This is a genomic window from Achromobacter sp. SD115 (genome assembly GCF_017355315.1).
GTDB lineage: Bacteria > Pseudomonadota > Gammaproteobacteria > Burkholderiales > Burkholderiaceae_B > Achromobacter > Achromobacter xylosoxidans_B.
The window spans coordinates 166565-186370 of the sequence record NZ_JADIJM010000002.1 but is presented as its reverse complement, the minus strand read 5'-3'; the positions used below and the strand labels follow the sequence as shown (position 1 = coordinate 186370).

21 protein-coding genes are annotated in these 19806 nt (G+C 67.1%); 9 read left to right on the top strand and 12 right to left on the bottom strand.

Annotated features, from left to right (window positions below):
• The first annotated feature begins 161 nt into the window (after nt 1-161).
• The 3 genes from IPU70_RS03175 (at nt 162) to IPU70_RS03165 (ending at nt 2886) form a co-directional block, all read left to right on the top strand.
• A complete protein-coding gene (locus IPU70_RS03175) occupies nt 162-1103 on the top strand; it encodes an LD-carboxypeptidase (protein ID WP_207465328.1) in 942 nt (313 codons plus the stop codon).
• 121 nt (nt 1104-1224) lie between these two features.
• Nucleotides 1225-1569: a helix-turn-helix transcriptional regulator gene (locus IPU70_RS03170; RefSeq protein WP_207464888.1), complete on the top strand. Its 345-nt coding sequence runs from the start codon at nt 1225-1227 to the stop codon at nt 1567-1569.
• A 9-nt stretch (nt 1570-1578) separates the two neighbouring features.
• Nucleotides 1579-2886 carry a type II toxin-antitoxin system HipA family toxin gene (locus tag IPU70_RS03165; protein ID WP_207464886.1) on the top strand — a complete coding sequence of 436 codons (1308 nt, stop codon included), beginning with the start codon at nt 1579-1581 and terminating at the stop codon, nt 2884-2886.
• Nucleotides 2887-2903: 17 nt separating this feature from the next.
• Here the strand turns inward: IPU70_RS03165 and IPU70_RS03160 are convergent, their stop codons facing one another.
• On the bottom strand, nt 2904-3779 hold the full coding sequence (locus tag IPU70_RS03160; RefSeq protein WP_242702299.1) for a cyclopropane-fatty-acyl-phospholipid synthase family protein: 876 nt from the start codon (nt 3777-3779) through the stop codon (nt 2904-2906).
• Nucleotides 3780-3850: 71 nt separating this feature from the next.
• Nucleotides 3851-5149: an APC family permease gene (locus IPU70_RS03155; RefSeq protein ID WP_207465327.1), complete on the bottom strand. Its 1299-nt coding sequence runs from the start codon at nt 5147-5149 to the stop codon at nt 3851-3853.
• 448 nt (nt 5150-5597) lie between these two features.
• Here IPU70_RS03155 and IPU70_RS03150 point away from each other — a divergent pair, with 448 nt between their 5' ends.
• Nucleotides 5598-5984 carry a DUF6152 family protein gene (locus IPU70_RS03150; protein ID WP_207464882.1) on the top strand — a complete coding sequence of 129 codons (387 nt, stop codon included), beginning with the start codon at nt 5598-5600 and terminating at the stop codon, nt 5982-5984.
• A 15-nt stretch (nt 5985-5999) separates the two neighbouring features.
• Entirely contained in the window at nt 6000-6485 is a 486-nt protein-coding gene (locus IPU70_RS03145; protein ID WP_207464880.1) for a DUF6644 family protein, read from the top strand.
• Between the two features lie 57 nt (nt 6486-6542).
• Here IPU70_RS03145 and IPU70_RS03140 read toward each other — a convergent pair whose 3' ends face one another.
• The 4 genes from IPU70_RS03140 to IPU70_RS03125 all read right to left on the bottom strand — a co-directional run bounded on the left by IPU70_RS03140 (nt 6543) and on the right by IPU70_RS03125 (nt 8657).
• A complete protein-coding gene (locus IPU70_RS03140; RefSeq protein ID WP_207464878.1) occupies nt 6543-7133 on the bottom strand; it encodes a YceI family protein in 591 nt (196 codons plus the stop codon).
• Between the two features lie 275 nt (nt 7134-7408).
• Nucleotides 7409-8038: a glutathione S-transferase family protein gene (locus IPU70_RS03135; protein WP_207464876.1), complete on the bottom strand. Its 630-nt coding sequence runs from the start codon at nt 8036-8038 to the stop codon at nt 7409-7411.
• 71 nt (nt 8039-8109) lie between these two features.
• Nucleotides 8110-8433 carry a type II toxin-antitoxin system PemK/MazF family toxin gene (locus IPU70_RS03130; protein ID WP_013393808.1) on the bottom strand — a complete coding sequence of 108 codons (324 nt, stop codon included), beginning with the start codon at nt 8431-8433 and terminating at the stop codon, nt 8110-8112.
• Entirely contained in the window at nt 8433-8657 is a 225-nt protein-coding gene (locus IPU70_RS03125; RefSeq protein WP_207464874.1) for an antitoxin MazE family protein, read from the bottom strand. Before IPU70_RS03125 ends, IPU70_RS03130 begins: the two co-directional genes overlap by 1 nt.
• Nucleotides 8658-8908: 251 nt before the next feature.
• Between IPU70_RS03125 and IPU70_RS03120 the strand changes: the two genes are divergently transcribed.
• Both IPU70_RS03120 and IPU70_RS03115 read left to right on the top strand, forming a co-directional pair.
• Nucleotides 8909-9313, top strand: a complete 405-nt coding sequence (locus IPU70_RS03120; RefSeq protein WP_207464872.1) for a DUF2946 family protein — start codon at nt 8909-8911, stop codon at nt 9311-9313.
• Nucleotides 9314-9553: 240 nt separating this feature from the next.
• On the top strand, nt 9554-11617 hold the full coding sequence (locus IPU70_RS03115) for a TonB-dependent copper receptor (protein ID WP_207464870.1): 2064 nt from the start codon (nt 9554-9556) through the stop codon (nt 11615-11617).
• A gap of 23 nt (nt 11618-11640) precedes the next feature.
• On the opposite strand, the gene IPU70_RS03110 is transcribed toward IPU70_RS03115, so the two are convergent.
• The 6 genes from IPU70_RS03110 to IPU70_RS03085 are packed head-to-tail and all read right to left on the bottom strand — an operon-like array spanning nt 11641 to nt 17447.
• On the bottom strand, nt 11641-13014 hold the full coding sequence (locus tag IPU70_RS03110; RefSeq protein ID WP_207464868.1) for an MmgE/PrpD family protein: 1374 nt from the start codon (nt 13012-13014) through the stop codon (nt 11641-11643).
• Nucleotides 13011-13913 (bottom strand): polysaccharide deacetylase family protein, encoded by a 903-nt coding sequence (locus tag IPU70_RS03105; protein WP_207464866.1) that lies wholly within the window; start codon nt 13911-13913, stop codon nt 13011-13013. Before IPU70_RS03105 ends, IPU70_RS03110 begins: the two co-directional genes overlap by 4 nt.
• A gap of 28 nt (nt 13914-13941) precedes the next feature.
• Nucleotides 13942-14727 carry an enoyl-CoA hydratase gene (locus tag IPU70_RS03100; RefSeq protein ID WP_207464864.1) on the bottom strand — a complete coding sequence of 262 codons (786 nt, stop codon included), beginning with the start codon at nt 14725-14727 and terminating at the stop codon, nt 13942-13944.
• Complete coding sequence (locus IPU70_RS03095) at nt 14724-15920, bottom strand: CaiB/BaiF CoA-transferase family protein (protein WP_207464862.1); 1197 nt, start codon at nt 15918-15920, stop codon at nt 14724-14726. Before IPU70_RS03095 ends, IPU70_RS03100 begins: the two co-directional genes overlap by 4 nt.
• A 14-nt stretch (nt 15921-15934) precedes the next feature.
• On the bottom strand, nt 15935-17290 hold the full coding sequence (locus IPU70_RS03090) for an amidase (RefSeq protein ID WP_207464860.1): 1356 nt from the start codon (nt 17288-17290) through the stop codon (nt 15935-15937).
• Nucleotides 17283-17447: a hypothetical protein gene (locus tag IPU70_RS03085; RefSeq protein ID WP_207464858.1), complete on the bottom strand. Its 165-nt coding sequence runs from the start codon at nt 17445-17447 to the stop codon at nt 17283-17285. Before IPU70_RS03085 ends, IPU70_RS03090 begins: the two co-directional genes overlap by 8 nt.
• 125 nt (nt 17448-17572) lie before the next feature.
• Between IPU70_RS03085 and IPU70_RS03080 the strand changes: the two genes are divergently transcribed.
• A complete protein-coding gene (locus tag IPU70_RS03080; RefSeq protein WP_013393798.1) occupies nt 17573-18232 on the top strand; it encodes a GntR family transcriptional regulator in 660 nt (219 codons plus the stop codon).
• A 181-nt stretch (nt 18233-18413) separates the two neighbouring features.
• On the top strand, nt 18414-19739 hold the full coding sequence (locus tag IPU70_RS03075) for an MFS transporter (protein WP_013393797.1): 1326 nt from the start codon (nt 18414-18416) through the stop codon (nt 19737-19739).
• Nucleotides 19740-19806: the final 67 nt, after the last annotated feature.

Below are 19806 nucleotides of genomic sequence, written 5' to 3'. Positions count from 1 at the left end.
AGCGTAGTGGCGGACGCAGGAGCTTTCTGATCAATGCAGGGGCGCTGTGCCTGTCCGCCGCCCTGGCCGGCTGCGCCGCGCCCAAGCCGCCGCGCCGTACGCCACAATCGGCCAAACCCGGATCGGCGCCGCCGCCGCTGGCCAGCGGGCGCGCGACGCCAGTGCCTGCGCTCAAGCCCGGCGCGCGCATCGCCATCGTGGCGCCGGCGTCCGCCGCGCTGAATGCCGCGGACGATGCGGCCGAATGGCTGCAGGCGCGCGGCTACGAGCCGCAGGTCATGCCAGCGTCACGCTCGCGGCTGGACGCGCCCTACGACTATCTGGCCGGAGCGGACGCCGACAGGCTGGCCGACCTGCACGCCGCCTTCGCCGCGCCCGAGATCGGCGCCGTCTGGTGCCTGCAGGGCGGCTTCGGCTCCTGGCGCCTGCTGGACCAGCTGGATTTCGATCTGCTGCGCCGCCATCCCAAGCCGTTCATCGGTTACAGCGATATCACGGCATTGCACCTGGCCATGCAGCGACACGCAGGCTTCGTCACATTCCATGGGCCGATGCTGGCGCAGGACCTGCTGGCCGGCAAACGCGAGCCCACCGAGTCACATTTGCTGTCGATGATCACCGGCCAGTTGGGGCAGGGGGCATGGATTACGCCGCCCCCGTATGCGACCGCCACGGAACTGATATCGGGTACGGCGACCGGACGGCTGATCGGCGGCAACCTGGCGCTGATCGGCGCGTTGATGGGCTCCGACAGTGAAATCGACACTCGTGGCGCCATCCTCTTCATCGAGGACGTCAATGAAGCCTTGCCCCGCATCGACCGGTTGTTGAGCCAGTTGGCGGCAGCCGGCAAGTTCGACGAGCTCAAAGGCGTGCTGGTCGGTAACTTCACCCGGATCCTGGGCGTCTCGGCGGATGATGCCCAGGCCCAGGGGCTGCTGTATCCGCTGATACTGGACCAGTTCCGCTCCCGCGGCATTCCGGTGTTGGCCGGATGGCCCAGCGGCCACGGCGATCCGAACCTGACCTTGCCTCTGGGCGCGCAGGTGACGCTGGACACCGGGCGCGGCGGACTGCGCCTGGAGCAGGCGGTAGTCGTATAGGCAAAATATGAGCTATTAATGAGTCAGATTTGATATATATGCCCCATTAATAGATCTGCTCCTCACGTTGAAATGATTCATTAATAGTGCAATTTCATTGACCAAGCACTATTATTGATTCATGAAAAAGAAGATCGAACCCAGCTTCGAGGGCGCCCAAGCGCTCGCCCGGATCGGCGCCAACATCCGCACCGCCAGGTTGCGCCGCGCGGAAACCGAATCCGCGCTGGCCAACCGCATGGGCGTGTCGCGCGCCACCATCACGCGTCTGGAGCGCGGCGACGGCGGCGTCTCCCTGGCGCTGGCCATCGAAGCCTTGTTGCAGTATGGCTACGCCGACCAGGTACATGCCCTGGGCGATCCCGAACTCGACGGCGTGGGCAAGCGCCTGGACGCGGTGCGCCGGCCCAGCCGCGGCAGCGGCAAGGCGCCGAACGCGCACCGCGCCGATCCCACCCAGCTGTAGCGCCGGCCTATGGTGCAGACCCGAAAACACAAGTCGGTGGAAAGCGAGCTGTACGTCTACGTGGACATCCGCGGCGAGGCGGTGCTGGCCGGCCTGCTGACGCTGGACGACTCGGAGGAAGACCGCTTCTACGCCGAATTCACCTACGTGCAGTCCTATGTGAACGACCCGCGCGCCTTTGCGCTGGATCCGCTGAACCTGCCGCTGGTCGACGCGCGCACCACGTTCCGCACCGAAAGCCGCTACGAAACGCTGGGCGCCATCTTCGACGCCGCGCCCGACGCCTGGGGCCGCAACGTCATGCGTGTGGACAACGCCGGCGCCCGCGTGACCGAGAACGAAGTGCTGCTCAAGGGCCGCGGCATGGGCGTGGGGGCGCTGTTCTTCAGCGCCCGCCCGCTCACGCCGAACATGCGCAAGACCTACCGCCTGCCGGAACTCGGCCAGCTGGAATCGCTGGCCGACCTGCTCACCGACATTGACCAGGGCGTAAAACCCAAGGGCCTGTACCGCGACATCCTGGGCAGTTCCTGGGACATCGGCGGCGCGCGCCCCAAGACCATCGTGCGCGACGAGCAAGGCGAAATGTGGATCGCCAAGTTTCCGCGCAAGGGCGACTCCTACGACCGCCAGCGCGTCGAATACGCCAACCTGCAAATGGCCCGGGCCATCGGCCTGACCGTGCCTGAAATCCGGCTGGTCGAAACGCACCTGGGCGCGGTGCTGCTGACGCACCGCTTCGACCGCGAACTGCTACCGGCCGGGAAGGGCGGGGATCCGGTGGTCTCCCGCCGGCATTTCCTCAGCGGCGCCTCGCTCATCAGCCCGTCGGCCCAGATCGGCAAGCGCGAACTGGACGGGCCGCGCGGCAAGGCCACCTATTCCTACGCCCGGCTGGCGGACGTGGTCCGTCGCGTGTCCTCCAACCCGGTACAGGACTTGAAGGAGCTGTACGCGCGCATGATCCTGAACGTGGCCGTCCACAACACCGACGACCACTTGAAGAACGTCGGCTTCCTGAAGGACGCGGGCGCGCAGACCTATCGCCTGTCACCCTTGTTCGATGTGGTGACGCAGGAAGGCTCCGCCAGGCACTACCTGCACATCGGCGCGGCGGGCCGGGAAAGTTCGTTCCAGAACTGCCTGAGCGAGTACCGGCGCTTCGGCCTGCGCTCGGAATCCGTCGCGCGCGCCATCCTCGACCATGTCCGCGAAGTGGTGGCCGGGCGCCAGCGCTACTACGGCATGGCCGGCATGACGGCGGAAGAAATCGGGCACGTGGAAGCGTCCTTGATGGCGTGGCGCCACGCCGCATAGCACGCCCCCCCGCTGCGCTACACCCGCCTGGCCGACCAGTTCCCCTGGCCAGCGGCGCTGCCGCTCATCTGCTTGCCGTTGACCGTTCCGGTATAGCGCACGCCGTTGGCGACAAATGAGATCTCGCTGCCGTTCAAGCGCGCCTCCGAGATCGGCGCGTTGCCCAGCTTGCCGGACAGGCGCTGGTAGTGCTGCTCCAGCTGCAAAGGCTGGCCCTCGACTTCCCAGTTGCCTGCCACCTTGGCGGGCACGATCCACAGCAACGCCGTACAGTAGGTACTGCAATCTTGCCGGATCGTTTCCTCGGCGTCCGGCTCCCAATCGCCCATGCGGAAGGAGTTCGACACGATCCGCGTGCCGGGCGCCAGTTCCAGCAGCTTGGGCCGCAGTTTTTCGTTGATGGTGGACAGGAGGAACATGGTGATGACGTCCGCCTGCGACAGATCGGTGGCGAACAGGTCCGCCGTCACGAAGGTGGCGCGGTCGGCAACGCCGGCGCGCTCCGCGTTGCGGCGCGACAGTTCGACCAGGTCCGGGTTGTATTCGATGCCTTGGGCAGTGAGGCCGCGCTGCGCGGCGGTAATGACGGTGCGGCCGTCGCCCGAGCCCAGATCCATCAGCCGGTCCTTGGGCGTGACTTTCGCCATGTCCAGCATGGTATCGACCAGGGCCTGCGGGGTGGGCACCCAGATGACGTCCTTGCCATCCTGGCCGACGTCGGGAACATACTCTTTCTGTTCGGCGGACTGCGCCGCCGCGGACGCGCTCTGCGCGGCTGGCGGAACGCATGCCAGGGCCAGGGCCAGCGTCGCTGCCGAGGCGAGCAGGGCGCCGCGCAGCCGCGGCGGGTTTGCCCGGGCCACGGGCCTGAAGGACGGGATCGCGATTTGCATGATGTGGGCTCCTTGCAGGTAAGGCATGCGGACGGACGAACCTTGCTCGGCGGCCGTCCCGGGAAATAAGGCTAGGCCTGCGGCTGCGCCGGCCCCAGCAAGCGCAGCAAAGGCAGGCCAGCGGCCAGCACTGCCAGTCCGATCAAGGCGCCGGCCCCGGCGTACATGGCGCTGGAGTACACCAGGCCGGCGCAGGTCAGCGCCAGCAGCAACGGGGGCAGGGGATAGAGCGGCACGCGGAACGGGCGCGGGCGGTCGGGATCGATGCGGCGCAGCCGCCATACCGAAGCCGCGACCAGCAGCATGAAGATCCAGAACACCGGCGCGGTGTAGGCGACCAGGGTCTGCACGCTGTTCTGGCTGAAAGCGCCCAGCGCGATCAGCGCCAGCGTGATCGCCCCCTGGACCAGCAGCGCGGACGCGGGCGTCTGGCCCTGCGCACTCCAGGCCGCCAGCGCCCGCAGGCGCGGCACGTCGCGGCCCAGCGCGCAATACACGCGCGCGCCGGTGATGATGGTGCCGTTGATGGTGCTGAGCGCGGTGGCGCAGATCGTCAGGCTGAGCAAGGCCGCCGCGTACGGACCAGCGGCCAACTGCATCACGTCGGCACCCAGGGCTGGCGTGTCGCGCAAGCCTTGCAGGCCGAAGATCTCCAGCAGCGCCAGATTGGTCAACACGTACGCCCCGGTCACGAGCAGCGTGCCGATCAGCAGCACGCGGCTCATGTTGCGCCCGGGATCGCGCAACTCGCCGCTGAGATAGGCGGCCTCGTTCCAGCCGCCATAGGTCAGCAGCACGAACACCATGCCCATGCCCAGCAGACCCGCGGTGTTGCCCGTCAGCGGCGCCAGTCCGGCATCGGCGCGCGGCGCGCTGCCTCCCGCCGCCGTCAGGCTGGCAACCAGCACCGACGCCAACGCCGCCACCGTCAACGCGGTGAACAGCCATTGCAGGCGCTTGGAATAGCGCGTGCCCGCCACGTTCAAGGCGGTCAGCGCCACCACCGATATTGCGGCATGCAGCGCCGGGCCATAGGTACCCAGCGGCGCCAGGCGTTGCGCGTAGTCGCCATAGATGTAGGCCACGACCGCGATGGCGCCGGTCTGGATGACGGAGCAACGCGCCCACGCGAACATCAGTCCCACACGCCGCCCCCAGGCGCGCGTCAGGTACAGGTATTCGCCGCCCGCGCCGGGATAGGCCGATCCCAGCTCCGCGTAGCAAAGCGCGCCGACCAGCATCACCAGGCCGCCCGCGCACCAGAGCCCGATATAGGCCGCCTCGGAACCGGCGTGCTGCGCCACCAGGGGCGGAAAGCCGAAGATGCCTATCCCGATCACCACGCCCACCAGCACCATGGTGGCATCCATCACCGACAAGCCGGCAGGCGCGCGCGGCTGGAGCAGCAGGGCCGGATTCGCGGACGAGCGCAGGGTGGGCTGTGTCATCGGAGGCTCTCGGTGGGGCGCGGCGTGCGCGGGAGACGGCGGCGTTTTGGGGACGGGGCCTGACAATCACCTGAACGAATTGCGACCGACAGCGGCGCGTAAAAGTTTCTCCGGGTTTTCCCAGGGGCGTCGCCAATTACGTAGATTCAGTCTCCGTTCAGATATAAAGTAAGACTTTATTAGTTTCTCCTAATATACTGATTTGTATTAAGTTATTAGCTTTAATAAAGTGTTTTATTTAAAGTAATCTCTTAAGTATGTGACGCTCTCGATACGCCCCGAATCCCGCGCTATGCTGATTGCGGCGGACGCGCCACATGAGCCGCCGCCGCAAAGGGAAGGGAGCCAACCGCAATTCAGGAGCAGCGATATGAAGCTATCCATACGCGTGGCAACGGCAGGGCTGGCGCTTTCCGCGCTGCTGGGCGTGACGCCCGCCGCGCTGGCGCATCACGGCTGGTCTTGGGCCGAATCCGAACAGATGACGCTGCAAGGCACCGTCCAACAGGTGCAGATCGCGCCTCCGCATCCCTGGCTGGACGTGCGCGCCGACGACGGCGTCTGGCGCGTTGAACTGGGCAACCCCACCCAGACCAAGGACGCCGGATTCGTCGAGGGTTCCGCCAAGCCGGGCGATGCCATCATCGCCATCGGCAACCGCGACAGCGAGGCCGGCGCCAAACGCATGAAGGCCGTTCAGATCAAGGTGGGCGGCAAGACCTACGACATCTATCCCAGCCGCATCAAGAAGCCCTGAAGCGCGGCTGCGCCCATGCCTGAGCTGCTGCGCGTTGCGTTGGAACAGCTTGAATCGCTGCCGCCGTCGATCTGGCTGCGGCGGTCGGGCACGCTATATCTGCTGGTAAACGCCGCCCACATCGGAGCCATCGGTCTGCTCATCGGCTCCATCGTCCCGCTGGACCTGCGTCTGCTGGGGCTGCTGAAGCCCGGACCGCTGGCCATGCTGGCGCCTGTGCTGGCACGCACGGCGGCCGTGGGCCTGGCGCTGGCTGTGTTGACCGGTGCCATGCTCTTCAGCGTGCGGCCGCTGGAATACCTGGAAAATCCCGCCTTTGGAGTCAAGATGGGTCTCTTGGCCGCAGGCGCGGTCAACGCGCTGCTGGCACGGCGCAGCAAAGCCTGGGAGATGCTCCAGGAGCAGGGCATGGCCTCGGCTGGAATGCGCCTGCGAGCAGGCGCGTCTTTATTTTTGTGGCTGGGTTGCCTGGTCGCGGGGCGCTGGATCGGATTCCTTTGAAAGCGGCCTGGGCCTGCGTCCGCGGCAGGCGCGGTCGCGATTCCGGCGCCCCGAACTTCAGCGCGTTGCGCTGGCGACGGCTTCCACCGTGATGCGCAGTTGCACCTCGTCGCTCACGCCCGGCGCGAATGCATCCACGCCGAAATCGCTGCGCTTCACGACCGTCATGGCGTCAAAGCCGATGGCCGGGCGCTGCACCATCGGATGCATGCCTTGCTTGTTCTGGCGCGCCTGCAGCACCACCGGCTTTTCGATGCCCTTGATGCGCAAGACGCCGTTGATGCTGAGTTTGCCGTCGCCATGGTCGGCGACCGAGGTGCTCTTGAACTGGATGTCCGGGTACTTGGCCGCCTGGAAGAATTCCGCGCCTTGCAGCATCTCATCCAGCTTCGGCACATGGGAGGTCAGGCGCGCCACCGGCACGCTCAGGTCCACCGCCGACTTTGCCGGCTGGGCGGCGTCGTAGCGGATCAGGCCGGTCACGGCGCCGGCATGGGCCGTAGGCTTGGAAAAGCCCAGATGGTCCCAGGTCACCACGATCTCCGTGTGTTCGGGATCGATCTGGTAGTCCACGGGCGCGGCGTGTGCCGGGAGGCTGCCCAAGGCCAGGAGCGAGGCGGCCAGGAATGCTGCGTAAGTGTGCTTCATTTGATTCTCTTGATGTTCGGCCTCCGGAGAAGTCCGGATGCTCATTCCGTCGCCTGCTGGCTGAAGCCCAACTGACAAAGACGGCACGGGAGAAGGATAGGAAATGATGCAATACCGCGCTAGCCGCATGGAACTGGCCGCAGCGTTCCAATTTTGATGGCAATCAAACCTTGGTGGCAATCGAATCCGGTGCTTGGAGAATCGATGCGCCCCGCGGGCCGTGCTGGCCGGGCATCGCATGCCGGCCAGTCCGCCACGGGGCCATGGCATGGATCTCAGGCGGCTGGCTGCGCTTCGGCCAGCGCTCGCTGCACGGCCGGCCGGGCGGCGACCCGGGCCAGATAGGCCGTCAGCTTGGGAAACTGCGTCAGGTCCACGCCATCGCCCTCCAGCCAGCTGCCTATGGTGTACAGATAGCCGTCGACCACGCTATAGCGCTCGCCTGCCGCCCAGGGGCCGACGATCTGCGATTCGAGATAGGCGGCGCAGGCCGTCATGGATTGCGGCACCTTGGCCTGCATGGCGGCATGCGCGGCCGGATCGTCCGCCCAGCGCGCGCCGCGGCGCTTGTGCGCGTGCGCCACGTGCGCGGTAGACGCCAGATAGCTCGCCAATTCCTGCATGCGCGCGAACGCGAACGGGTCGCCGAGAGGCGCCAACTGCGCGTCCGGAAAGCTCTGCGCCACGAAGGTGAGCAGGGCGGGGGTCTCGGTCAGCACGCCGTGTTCGGTCGCCAGCGCCGGCACGCGGCCCTTGGGATTGACGCGCAGGTACTCGGGGCTTTGCTGCTGCAGGGCGCCCATATCAAGCTTGACCAGATCGAAATCGGCGCCCGCTTCGCGCAGCGCGATGTGCGTCGCCAGCGCACAGGTGCCAGGGGCGGAATAAAAAGTCCAACGGGACATCTGCATCCTCTTTGTTCAATGGGTGAAAGGCCGGGTCGCCACAACAAGCTGCCCGCGACAGGGTAGCCCGATCACTTGGCGATTCCAATAAAGACGGCCAGACAGCGCTCGACTTCCAGCAGCGTTGCAGCCTCGATGCGGCCGAAAGCAGGGCCAAGCTTGTCCCGCCTTACGGTTAGCGCCTTGTCGACCATGATTTGAGATAGCTGTTGCAAACCGTTCTGAGCAGTCGGCCTTGCGTTGACCCGCAGCAAGGGAGCCTCGACCAGACTGCTGGTCACCGGCAGGACGGTGATGCTTCCATGTTCGCTGAACAGGTCAGCCTGAATGACCAGGGCCGGACGCGGTTTGCCAAAATCGCCTTGCGCCACGACAGTCACCAGTTCGCCGCGCATCAGGGCTCCCAGCCATCCAGCTCGGACATCGCCTGATGCATCAGGCGCTGCGTCGCATGATCCGCGGCATCCGCCTGGGTCGCCAGGCGCGACTGCCTGCGGCATTCCTCGGCGAAATCCGGCCGCCGGGTATCAGGCACCCAGATCTGGACCGGACGCAAGCCGGCCATGCGCAGCGCGGTGCGATGCTTGTTGACGCGGGCGTTTACATCGGATGTCACCATGGCAGCCTCCCTGTTGCATGTAACAGAATACACAGGGAAGTCGTTACATGCAACGGGTATCGCCGTTGCCGCCACGAGCCACGTTTCGTCAATCAAGCAGGTCATTGCCACATTGGCCGTCCGTATGGATAGAACCGCTCACGATATCTGATCTACATCATGTCGCAATCCGAATTGACCGCAAGACCCGATGCATCCGCGGCATCTGCTCCGCCCTGCGTGATAGCATCTGCGCCGATAAGGAATCCCTGATGCACGCATCTGCCTATGCCCGTAGACGTTGGGTCGCGCTGGTCGCGATGGCCCTGTTCGTCTTTCAGGCGCTGATCGCGTCCTCCGCGCTGGCGGCCTCGGGCATGGGAACGGGCAAGGCGGGAGTCACCACCATCGTCTGCACCGCCAGCGGCCCGCGCGTGGTCACGCTGGATGTCGATGGGCAGGGGCAGGGCGCACAGCAGCACAGCGGCGCCTTGCCGCATTGCTGCAGCGCAGGCTGCGCCATGCTCAGCGGGGCCACGCCTCCCGAAATTCTCCTGCTCGCCTGGTTCCTGCCGGCGGCGGCGCCCGCCGTCCATCCTCCGGCCGCGGAACCGCAATTCTCCAGCGCTTTAGCCCGGCTGCCACAGCAGTCGCGCGCGCCGCCGCAGACCGCCTGACCTCCTTCCCTAACGTTATCGACAGGCCATCCGCTCAGCCCACAAGCCTGCGGGCCTGAACGGCTGCGCCAGCATCGCCGGCACGCACCGGACCACGGGTCCCGCGCGCCGCGGGGAGGGGCGTCCACGTGCCATCGATGCGCGCCTCAGACGTGCGACTGCGGGCCTTCACCCCTGAAGGCGCGGGTTGCCGTCAGTCCGCGCCCGCTACAGAACTTTCCCGATCGATAGAAACCTGACATGACCAAGAAAGAGGAATTCCTGCGTATGAGTTGCCTGGCCGCCGCCCTGGCCGCCTCGTTCCCCGCCTGGCCCCAAGCCGCCGAGACGAACAACATCTACACCACCGATCCCGTGGTCATTACGGGCGTGGAACCCAGCGCGCCGTTGACTTTCACCACGGATCCCAAGATCCCGCGCCAGCCGCTGCCGGCCAGCGACGGGACCGACTATCTGAAGACGATTCCCGGCTTCTCGGCCATCCGCAACGGCGGCACCAATGGCGATCCCGTGCTGCGCGGCATGTTCGGCTCGCGCCTGAATCTGCTGACCAACGGCACCTCCATGCCGGGCGCGTGCCCGGCGCGCATGGACGCGCCCAGCTCCTATATTTCGCCCGAGAACTTCGACCAGCTCACGGTCATCAAGGGACCTCAGACCGTGCTGTGGGGACCGGGCGCGTCGGCCGGCACGGTCAAGTTCGATCGCGACACGCCCCATTTCACGGCCGCCGGCGTGCGATTCGACGGCAGTCTGACGGGCGGCTCGTTCGGCCGCAACGACCAGGCCGCCGATCTGACCGTGGGCAACGACAAGGTCTACACGCGCATCACGGCCAACCATTCCCACTCCCAGGACTACAAGGACGGCGACGGCAACACCGTGCCTTCGCGCTGGGACAAGTGGAACGCCGACCTGACCCTGGGCTTTACGCCCGACGCCGACACGCTGTACGAATTGACGGCGGGCACGGGCGACGGCGAAGCGCGCTACGCCGGGCGCGGCATGGATGGTTCCCAGTTCAAGCGCGAGAGCTTCGGCCTGCGTTTCGAGAAGCGCAACCTGGGTCCGGCGCTCAGCAAGGTCGAAGCACAGCTGTACTACAACTACGCCGACCACGTGATGGACAACTACACGCTGCGCGCACCCGACCCCATGAGCGCCATGCCCATGGCCATGGCGGCCGACGTGGACCGCGCAACCTGGGGTGGCCGCTACGCCGGCACCTGGGAACTGTCGCAGGATGTCAGCCTGGTCACTGGCCTGGATTTCCAGCAGAGCCGCCACCGCTCCCGCAACGGCACCGACACCGTGCCGTACAGCAGCCAGAGCTGGATCAAGGACGCGGATTTTTCCAACACCGGACTGTTCGGCGAGCTGACCTGGCGTGCCGCGTCGGACAGCCGCATCATCGGCGGCGCGCGGATCGACTGGGCCTCGGCCAAGGATTTTCGCCAGGACAACGGCTCGATGATGATGCCCATGCCCAATCCCACAGCGGATGAACGCCGCAACGACACGCTGCCCAGCGGCTTCTTGCGCTACGAGAAGGATCTGGCTTCGCTGCCGGCCACGCTCTATGTCGGCCTGGGCCATGTGGAGCGCTTCCCGGACTACTGGGAGCTGTTTTCCCCGGACCGCGGCCCGGCAGGTTCCGCCAACGCTTTCCAGGGTGTGAAGCCCGAGAAGACCACCCAGCTGGACTTCGGCGCGCAATACAAGACAGAAACGCTGGACGCCTGGTTCTCGGGCTACGCCGGCTACGTCAACGACTACATCCTGTTCAGCTACACCTCGGGCGGCATGATGGGTCCGACGTCGCAGGCCACGAACGTCAACGCGCGCATCGCGGGCGGCGAGCTGGGCGTCTCGTACAAGCCGGCGCCATCATGGAAGCTGGGCGCCACGCTGGCGTATGCCTGGGGCCAGAACCGCAGCGACGGCAGCGCGCTGCCGCAGATGCCGCCGCTGGAGGCCAAGCTCAGCGCCGCCTACGACGACGGTACGTGGTCCGCCGGCGCGTTGTGGCGCGTCGTGGCCGCGCAGCGCCGCTACGCCTTGAACCAAGGCAATGTCGTGGGCAAGGACTTCGGCCCCAGCGCGGGGTTCGGCGTGTTTTCCATCAACGGCGGCTATACGGTCAACAAGCAGGTTCGCCTGTCGCTGGGCGTCGACAACCTGTTCAACAAGACCTACAGCGAGCACCTGAACCTGGCTGGCAACGCCGGCTTCGGCTATGCCGCCAACACCGCGGTAAACGAACCGGGCCGCACGGTCTGGGCGCGCTTGAGCTTCAAGTATTGACGCACCCAGTCCGGCAGGCTCGGTCAGGACGCGCGCGGAGCCGTCAATAGCCCGATGATTCCGCGCACGTCCCGTTCGCCCTCCAGCCCGCGTAGCCTGCGCGCCAGTTCCCGCGTCTGCGCGGCAGGCAAGGGCGGCTGCGCGGAGGCGCAGCAGGCTTCGAACTTCGCGTCCTGTTCGGCCACACCCAACGGGCGTTCCGGACTGCCGGGAAAGGCCGGCATGTCGGCCGTGAATACGCGGCCGTCCTTCAACCGCAATTCGACGCGCTGGGGGCTCATGGCGTTGGGGTCGGGATTGCCGTCATCCACCACCCGAATGCGGGCGGCCAGTTCGAAAGTTCTGGCTTCCGCCAACGCGTCCGGATCGAAATCGGGGATACCGACCCGGCCGCGCAGCAGGGCCGTGGCCATGGCATAACCCATGCACAGCCTGGCGGTGGCGGAATCCATGCCTGGATGGGCCGGCCGTCCGACCAGGCGCACGATCAATGAAGACGCGCGGACTGTGATCTGGTCCACGTCCTCGGGCTGCAGCGCATGGGCGCGCATCAGGTCCAGCACGGCGCCGATGCCGCTGTGCGTGGCGCGGCCGGTCGGATACGGTTTGTGGCTCATGCGGGTGATCTGGAACACCCGGCCCACATCCTCGCGGACCGCGTCCCAGTCGGCCTGGCCAGCGTCGTAGAGCGCGAAGTAGCCGTAGGGGCCTTCCAGGATGTCGCGCGGCCCGGGGAAGCCCGCGCGCGCCAGTTCGAACGATGTGACGGCGGCCCTGGCGTTCAGGCCGACCTGCAGGCCGACCGCGGGAGAGCCTTCGATATGCGCCTGCATGGTGCCGGAGAGATGGCTGTATGCCAGCCCCAGCGCGTCGCGCGTGGCGGTTTCATCCAGTCCCGCCAGCTTGCACAGCGTGGCCGTCGCGCCCAGGCCGCCGCACATGGCGGGCCGGAAGAAGCGCATGGGCGCGCGCTGGGCCAGCGCGACGTAGATGGCGAAGTCCAATCCGGCCGCGACCGCCGTGATCAGTTGACGGCCATCGATGCCGCCTTCGCGCTCGGCGTAGCCCAGCGCCGCGGGCACGATGCAGGCAAACGCGTGCACCACGGCGCGGTCGTGGATGGCGTCGAACTCCTGGTTGAAGACCTGATAGGCGTTCAGCATGACCGCGCTGGCCAGCGGCAACCGCTCGCCGCTGCCCCAGACGGTGGCCTCCGCGCCCTGGCCCAAAGCCTGGGCCGCCTGGCGCAGCGATGCCATGCGGGGATGGCGCGAGCCGGAGAGCCCGACGCCGACCGCATCGAGAATGAAGGTCTGGGCCGCCGCCACCGCCGCCGCCGGCAGGTCCTGGTAGCAGGTGCGCAGCAAATGCGTGACCAAGGTATCGATGGCGTTCATGCGGCGGCTCCGGCGGACTTGGCGGGAGCCTGGCCGGCATACCAGTCATACATCGCGGCGCCGGTGACGAAAGTGGTCATCGGATGCCGCTGCAGCAAGTCCAGCATGGTCACCAGGTCGGCGTAACGGTGCGGCACGCCCATCAGATGGGGATGCAATCCCAGCGTGAGGACGCGCGGACAACCGGCGGCTTGGGCCTCCAGGGCATACAGATCCAGCGTCCTTTCCAGGCGCCGGCTGAATTCCCCGGTGGCATGCTTCTCCACCGCGTGGATGACGGAATCGTTCAGCTCCAGCGCGTAGGGTAGCGCCAGCAACGGCCTCCCGGCGGTCTGCATCCAGTTGGGCAGGTCGTCCAGGCACCAGTCGAACAAGTAGTCGATGCCGGCCTGGGCCAGGAGATCCGGCGTGTCCTGCGTTTCGCGCAGGCCGGGCGAGAGCCAGCCGCGCGGCCTGCGCCCGGTGTAGCGCTCGATCCGGTCCAGCGCCGCCGCGATGGTGCGGGCCTGGCCGTCGCCGTCCTCTTGCGACAGCGCCCGCTGGTGGATGCCGTGGCCGATGAATTCCCAGCCGGCTTCCAGCAGCGCCTGCGCCGCCTCGGGATAGGCATCGATGACCGAAGCATTCAGGCTGGCCGAGGCCGGCAGGCCGCGGCCGCGTATGGCGTCGATGATCCGGGGCAGCCCGCAGCGCAGGCCGTACTCGGCCCAGCTGAAGTTGGGCACGTCCGGCACCGTCTCGCGTCCATGCGGCGCGGTAAGCAAGGTACGGGGCATGGGCTGGTCGAACGGCCAGTGCTCCACATTGACCACCAGGTGCACCAGGATGGGCCGGCCGTCCAGCGCCGCCAGGGGCGGGCGCTGGCTGGACAGCATGAAAGGAATGCGTGGGTTGTTCATGGCATCTTGCTCATGGTTCAAAGACGTCTCAACGGCCGAGAAAGACCGGCTCGCGTTTTTCGGCGAACGCCCGCCGGCCTTCGGCGTAGTCCTCGCTGGCGAAGCAGTCGGCCACCAGGGCATCGATCGCGTCGAGCCGGGCGGGCGCAGGCGGATTCATGGTCGCCAGTATGGCCGCCTTTGCCGCGCGCAGGGAGAGGGGCGCGTTGGCGGCAATGCCGCGCACCCGGGCCTGGGTCTGGCGGATGAAGTCGTCATCGGCATACCGCTCATGGACCAGGCCGCGGCGTTCGGCCTGCTCGGCGTCGAGGTTGCGGGCGGTATAGAACAGATCGAACGCGGATGCCGCGCCCACCACGTCCACCAGCCTGCGCATGTCGGCATAGGAGTAGCCCAACCCCAGCCGCGCGGCCGGCATGCGGAAACGGGCGCTGGCGCTGGCATAGCGCAGGTCGCAGGCCAGCGCCAGGCCGATGCCGCCGCCCATGCAGGCGCCCTGTATCAGCGCCACGGTCGGGGCCGCGAACTCCGCCAGCAGCTGTTGCGCGTCCGCCACCGCCTGGTTGTACCTGGCGACCGCGGCGGCGCCGTCGCGCGCCTGGTCGAACTCGCTGATGTCGGCCCCGGACACGAAGGCCCGCGTACCGGCGCCGGTGAGCGCCAGCACCCGCACCCCGGCGCCCTCCAGTTCACGTAGCGCGGCGGCCAATTGCTGCCACATGGCCAGAGTCATCGCATTGCGCTTTTCCGGATGGCAGACCGTGAGGGTCGCGATGCCGTCTTGTAAATCGACCTGGATCTGACCGCCGCTCATACCACCCCCGCTTCATACAAGCGCTCGATGTCGCCCTCGCCATAGCCCACCTCCGCCAGCATCTCGCGGGTGTGCTCGCCCCAGCCCGGGGCAGGCCGAGCGATCTGGGCGGGCGTGCGCGTCAAGGCCACGGGCTGCGAGATCAGGCGGTATTCGTGTCCGGCCTCGTCCGCGACCGGCTGCGCCACACCCAGATGGCGGACCTGCTCGTCCTCGAATACTTGCGGGATGCTATAGACCGGGCCGGCCGGCACCCCGACCCGGTTCAGCAGCCCGACCCAATGCGCCACGCTTTGCTGGCGGAAGCGCTGCGCCAGCGATTCATTGAGCGCGGCGCGGTTCGCCACGCGCAGCTTTTCGGTTGCATAGCGCGGATCCTCCAGCCATTGCGGCGCGTCCAGGCACTCGCACAGGCGGCGCCAGTTGCCTTCGCCCGACGCACCCAGGTTGAAGGCGCCGTCGCTGGCTTCGAACAGGCCCATCGGGCTGCTGGTCGGATGATCGTTGCCCGCCTGCACCGGCGTGTCGCCGTCGTTCAGGTAGCGCGCCGCCTGGAAGTCCATCAGCGCGATCTGCGTGTGCAGCAGGGAACTGTGGACCCATTGGCCGACGCCGGATTGTTCCCGTTCCAGCAAGGCCAGCAGGACACCGACCGCGGCGTAGATGCCGGTGCCGCAATCGGCGACCGCCAGCCCGGCGCGCAGCGGACCGCCGCCGGCAAAGCCCGTGACCGACATCAGGCCGCCCATGCCCTGGATGATCTGGTCAAAGCCTGGCCGGTCCGCGTAGGGACCGTCCTGGCCAAAGCCGGAAATGCTGGCCAGGATGATGCGGGGATTGATGGCGCGCAGCGCCTCGTAGTCCACCCCAAGGCGCGCCTTGACGTCGGGACGCCAGTTTTCCACCACCACATCGGCCGTGGCCACCAGCTGCTTGAACACGGCCAAGCCTTCGGGCTTCTTCAGGTTCAGCGTCATCGACCGCTTGTTGCGGTTCAGGTTCTGGAAGTCACCGCCGGTGCGGTCGGCGGCGAACATGGCTTCGTTGGGATCGATTCCGGCCGGCGGCTCGATGCGGATCACGTCCGCGCCGAAATCGGCCAGGATGCGCACGCAGGTCGGGCCGGCGCGCACGCGCGAAAGGTCCAGCACGCGAAAGCGCGCAAGGGTGGGGGAGGCATTGATTCTGGCCATGATGAGTCCGTGGATTAGTGTTGCAGGATGGCGGAAAAGGGCAGGGCGAACTGGTGCGCGAAGGCCAGCAGCAGGGCCTCGCTGCCAGGCGCGCCGACCGCTTGCACGCAGACGGGGCGGCCCAGCGCGTCGATGCCGACAGGCAGGACCAGCGCGGGCAGGCCCAGATAGTTGAGGTAGGCGTGGTGGCGATGCAGCGCCGCGAGCGCGCGCGGGTCGAAAGCAGGGCTGCTGGTGGTGACCGCCGCGCGGTCCGGCACCCCTTGCGCCAGGCAGGGCGTGAGCAGCAGGTCCGCATCGGCGAGATACGTGGCGACGAACGCGGCGCGCAACGACGCGATTTGCGACAGAGCATGCCGATACCAGATCGCCGGCATGGCCCAACCAGGCAGCGCGATGGCCTGGGTGGCGGGCGCCAGCGACGCCAATTCGCGGCGCACGCTGCCGGCGAGCGTGGCGGCAGCCTCCGCGTGCAGCACGATCTGCGCCAGGCGGTTGAGGCGGTCCAGATCGGGCCCCGGTTGGGCACCGATCCGAGCCGAATCCCGCAATCGCTGTTCGAAGCACGCCATCGCCGCGCCCACGTCGGCGCGCGCGCCGGCGGTCGCGAGCGTGGACGCCACCCGCCAGCGCCGGGGCCTGGAAAGTTCCTGTTCGATACCCGCCGCATCCGTGGGCAGCGCCGGCGCGACCGTCGCCGATGGCAGCAACGCGGCATAGACGCAGGCGGCGTCCAGCGCGTCTCGGCCGATCACCCCCACCGTGTCCAGCGTCGGCGCCAAGGCCGCCACGCCGTCCGCCGGGATCACCCCTTGGGTCGGCTTGAGCCCCACCAGGCCGCAGGTAGCCGCCGGCATCCGCACCGAGCCGGCCGTGTCGGTGCCGAGCGAGGCGGGCACCAGGCCGGCCGCCACCGCCACCGCACAGCCGCTGGAAGAGCCGCCCACCGCGGCGGCGGGATCGAGCGGATTGACCAGGGCCGGGCCATGCGGGTTCTCGGCCGTGGCCCCGCAGGCGTGCTCGGCCATCGCCAGGGCGCCGAGATTGAGCGCGCCCTGGTCCTGCAAGCGCCGCAGTACGGTCGCCATCGGTCCCGGCGCATCGTCGCGCAGCGGCCGGCCACGGCCAGGCGCATGCGCGCCGGTCTCGAATGCATCCTTGTGCGCGAGCGCCACACCTTCCAGCAGGCCGCCGGACCGACCGGCGGGCGGGCAGGGCTGATAGATACGCGTGGCGCAGTGCAGCTCAGCCGCGCTGCGCTCGAACGTGGCGGCCTGCGCCGAAACAAGCTCGACGCGCTCGCCTGCGGTGGCCTGGCCATAGCGTCTGCGCATGTCGCCGATGGAAAGATGAGCGCGGGGGTCAAGCATCCTCATCCCCGCAATTCGCGATATCCGCCTCGATAACGGAGAGGCGCAGCAAGCTGCGCGCGACCGCCGCTTGGGTTTCGGCGGGCACCTTCAGGCCATGGGTCCTGCACACCAGGGCCACCCAGGCCTGCCACGCCAGCTTGGGCGAGTCTTCCATGCTCATTACCTCCTGCCGCACTTTGCTCGGTAAAATAAAAGTCTAGTCTCATAAATATATTTATATAAGTCAAGAAAATACTATGCTGTGGATGAATTTTCTTAGCACCCTGACCGGAGTCCGCCATGAAAGCCGCTGAGCGCATCCGCCTGTCCGTCGAAGAGTCGATCCGCGACGGCAGCCTGTTGCCGGGAGATCCCGTCGACGAACAGATGCTGATGCAGACCTACGACGTCTCTCGCACGCCGGTGCGCGAGGCGCTGCTGCAACTGCAGGCGCAGGGGCTGGTGGCCAGCCTGCCGCGCGGCGGCATGGTGGTGGCCAAGATGGATGTGGCTCAGCTGATGGCCATGTGGGAGCTATTGGCCGAACTGGAGGGGATCGGCGCGCGCCTGGCTTGCGAACGCATGACGCCCGCGGAACGCGATGAGCTGGCGGTCATCCATGAGCGCGCCGCCGCGGTGGTGCGGCGCGAGGACACCGACGCCTGGCAGGAGCACAACCGGCGGTTTCACGATGCGCTGTACATGGGCGCCCGCAATCCCTATCTGCGCCAGGAGATCCTGCGCATGCGCTCGCGCACGGGCGCCTACCGGCTCCACGCCTTCTCCGCCTTCGGCCGCCTTGCGTCGTCGTGGGAGCAGCACGGCCAGTTGCTCGAGGCGATCCAGGCGCAGGACTCGGCCCGCGCGGCCGCGGTCATGACGCTGCATATGAGCCCCGGACAAGGGTCGATCAGCTTTGCTTCCTTTGTTGCCGCACTGCCCAAGAACCTGCTGGCCTGACGATCCGGCATCAGGGCAAGGCTCGTCCCGGGTACGGACAATGCGGGTAAATCCTCATTATTGTATTTTTTCAAAATGGCAAAATATATTTATAGCAGCCTAAAACATCTGCTCGCGTGACCTTGCCCCGGTATCGGCGGGCTAGGGCGCACCCCTGATCCGCTCCACCGAGGAACCCGCTATGGATGCTGTTTCACCGCAACCCCTCTCCGCGCCGCCACAAGACGCCGCGTCGGCTGCCGCCGATCCAGGCCTGATGCACCGCAAGGTCGCCTGGCGACTCATCCCTTTCCTGATATTCCTGTTCCTGCTGGCATGGATCGACCGCGTCAATGTCGGCTTCGCCAAGTTGCAGATGCTGCAGGACCTGCGCTTCAGCGAGGCCGTGTACGGCCTGGGGGCGGGCATCTTCTTTATCGGCTATTTCATCTTCGAGGTGCCCAGCAACCTGCTGCTGCAGCGCATCGGCGCGCGCAAGACCCTGGCCCGCATCACCATAATGTGGGGCCTGACGTCGATGGCGATGGCGTTCGTCACCACGCCGACTTCCTTCTACGTCTTGCGCTTTCTGCTCGGCGCCTTCGAAGCCGGCTTTTTCCCCGGGGTGATGCTCTATCTGACGTACTGGATTCCCGCCAGCCGGCGAGGGCGCATCAATGGCTGGTTCATGACGTCGTTCGGGCTGGCCGGCATCGTGGGCGGGCCGATAGCCGGTCTCATCATGAGCGGCATGGACGGCGTGGCCCCGCTGCGCAACTGGCAATGGCTGTTCGTGTTGGAAGGCATTCCGTCCGTAATCGCCGGGATGGTGGTGCTGGCGTATCTGCCGGACCGCCCGCAGCAGGCGCGCTGGCTCAGCGCGGCGGAAAAGGCCGCGCTCACGGCTGAACTGGACAGCGAGCGCCTGGATCCCGCCAAGCACGCCAGCTTCGCCCAGGCCTTGCGCCTGCCCGCCTTGTGGCTGTGCACCGCCGCCTACTTCTGCATCGTCGGCGGCAACGCGACGCTGGCGTTCTGGATGCCCTCGATCGTGCGCGAACTGGGCGTGCAAGGCACCCTGAACATAGGCCTGCTGTCGGCCATTCCCTTCATCCTGGGCACCGCCGCGATGGTGATCAATGGCATGCACTCGGATTCCACCCGCGAACGCCGGCTGCATTGCGCGGGTGCCACCCTGGTCGGCGCGCTGGGCCTGTCCTTGACCGGCGCCTATATCGGCAGCCCGGTACTGGCGATGGCCTCCTTGAGCATCGCCGCCATCGGCGTGCTGGGCGCCTTCCCGGTGTTCTGGGCCATCCCGGCAGCATTCCTGACCGGCACCGCCGCGGCCGGCGGCATCGCCTTCATCAATTCGGTGGGCAACCTGGCGGGCTTCGCCACGCCTTTCATGATGGGCTGGCTCAAGGAATGGACGGGCGGCGTCGCCGCCGGGCTGTACGTTGTGGCCGGCATGCAGCTCGTCGCCACGGCGGTCGTCGCGCTGACGATGCGCAGGCTGGCGGTCTAGGCCGGCACGGCTCCAGGCGGAATGACTCCGGCGAGCCCGCCGGAGTATTGTTCATGGACAGCCGCCA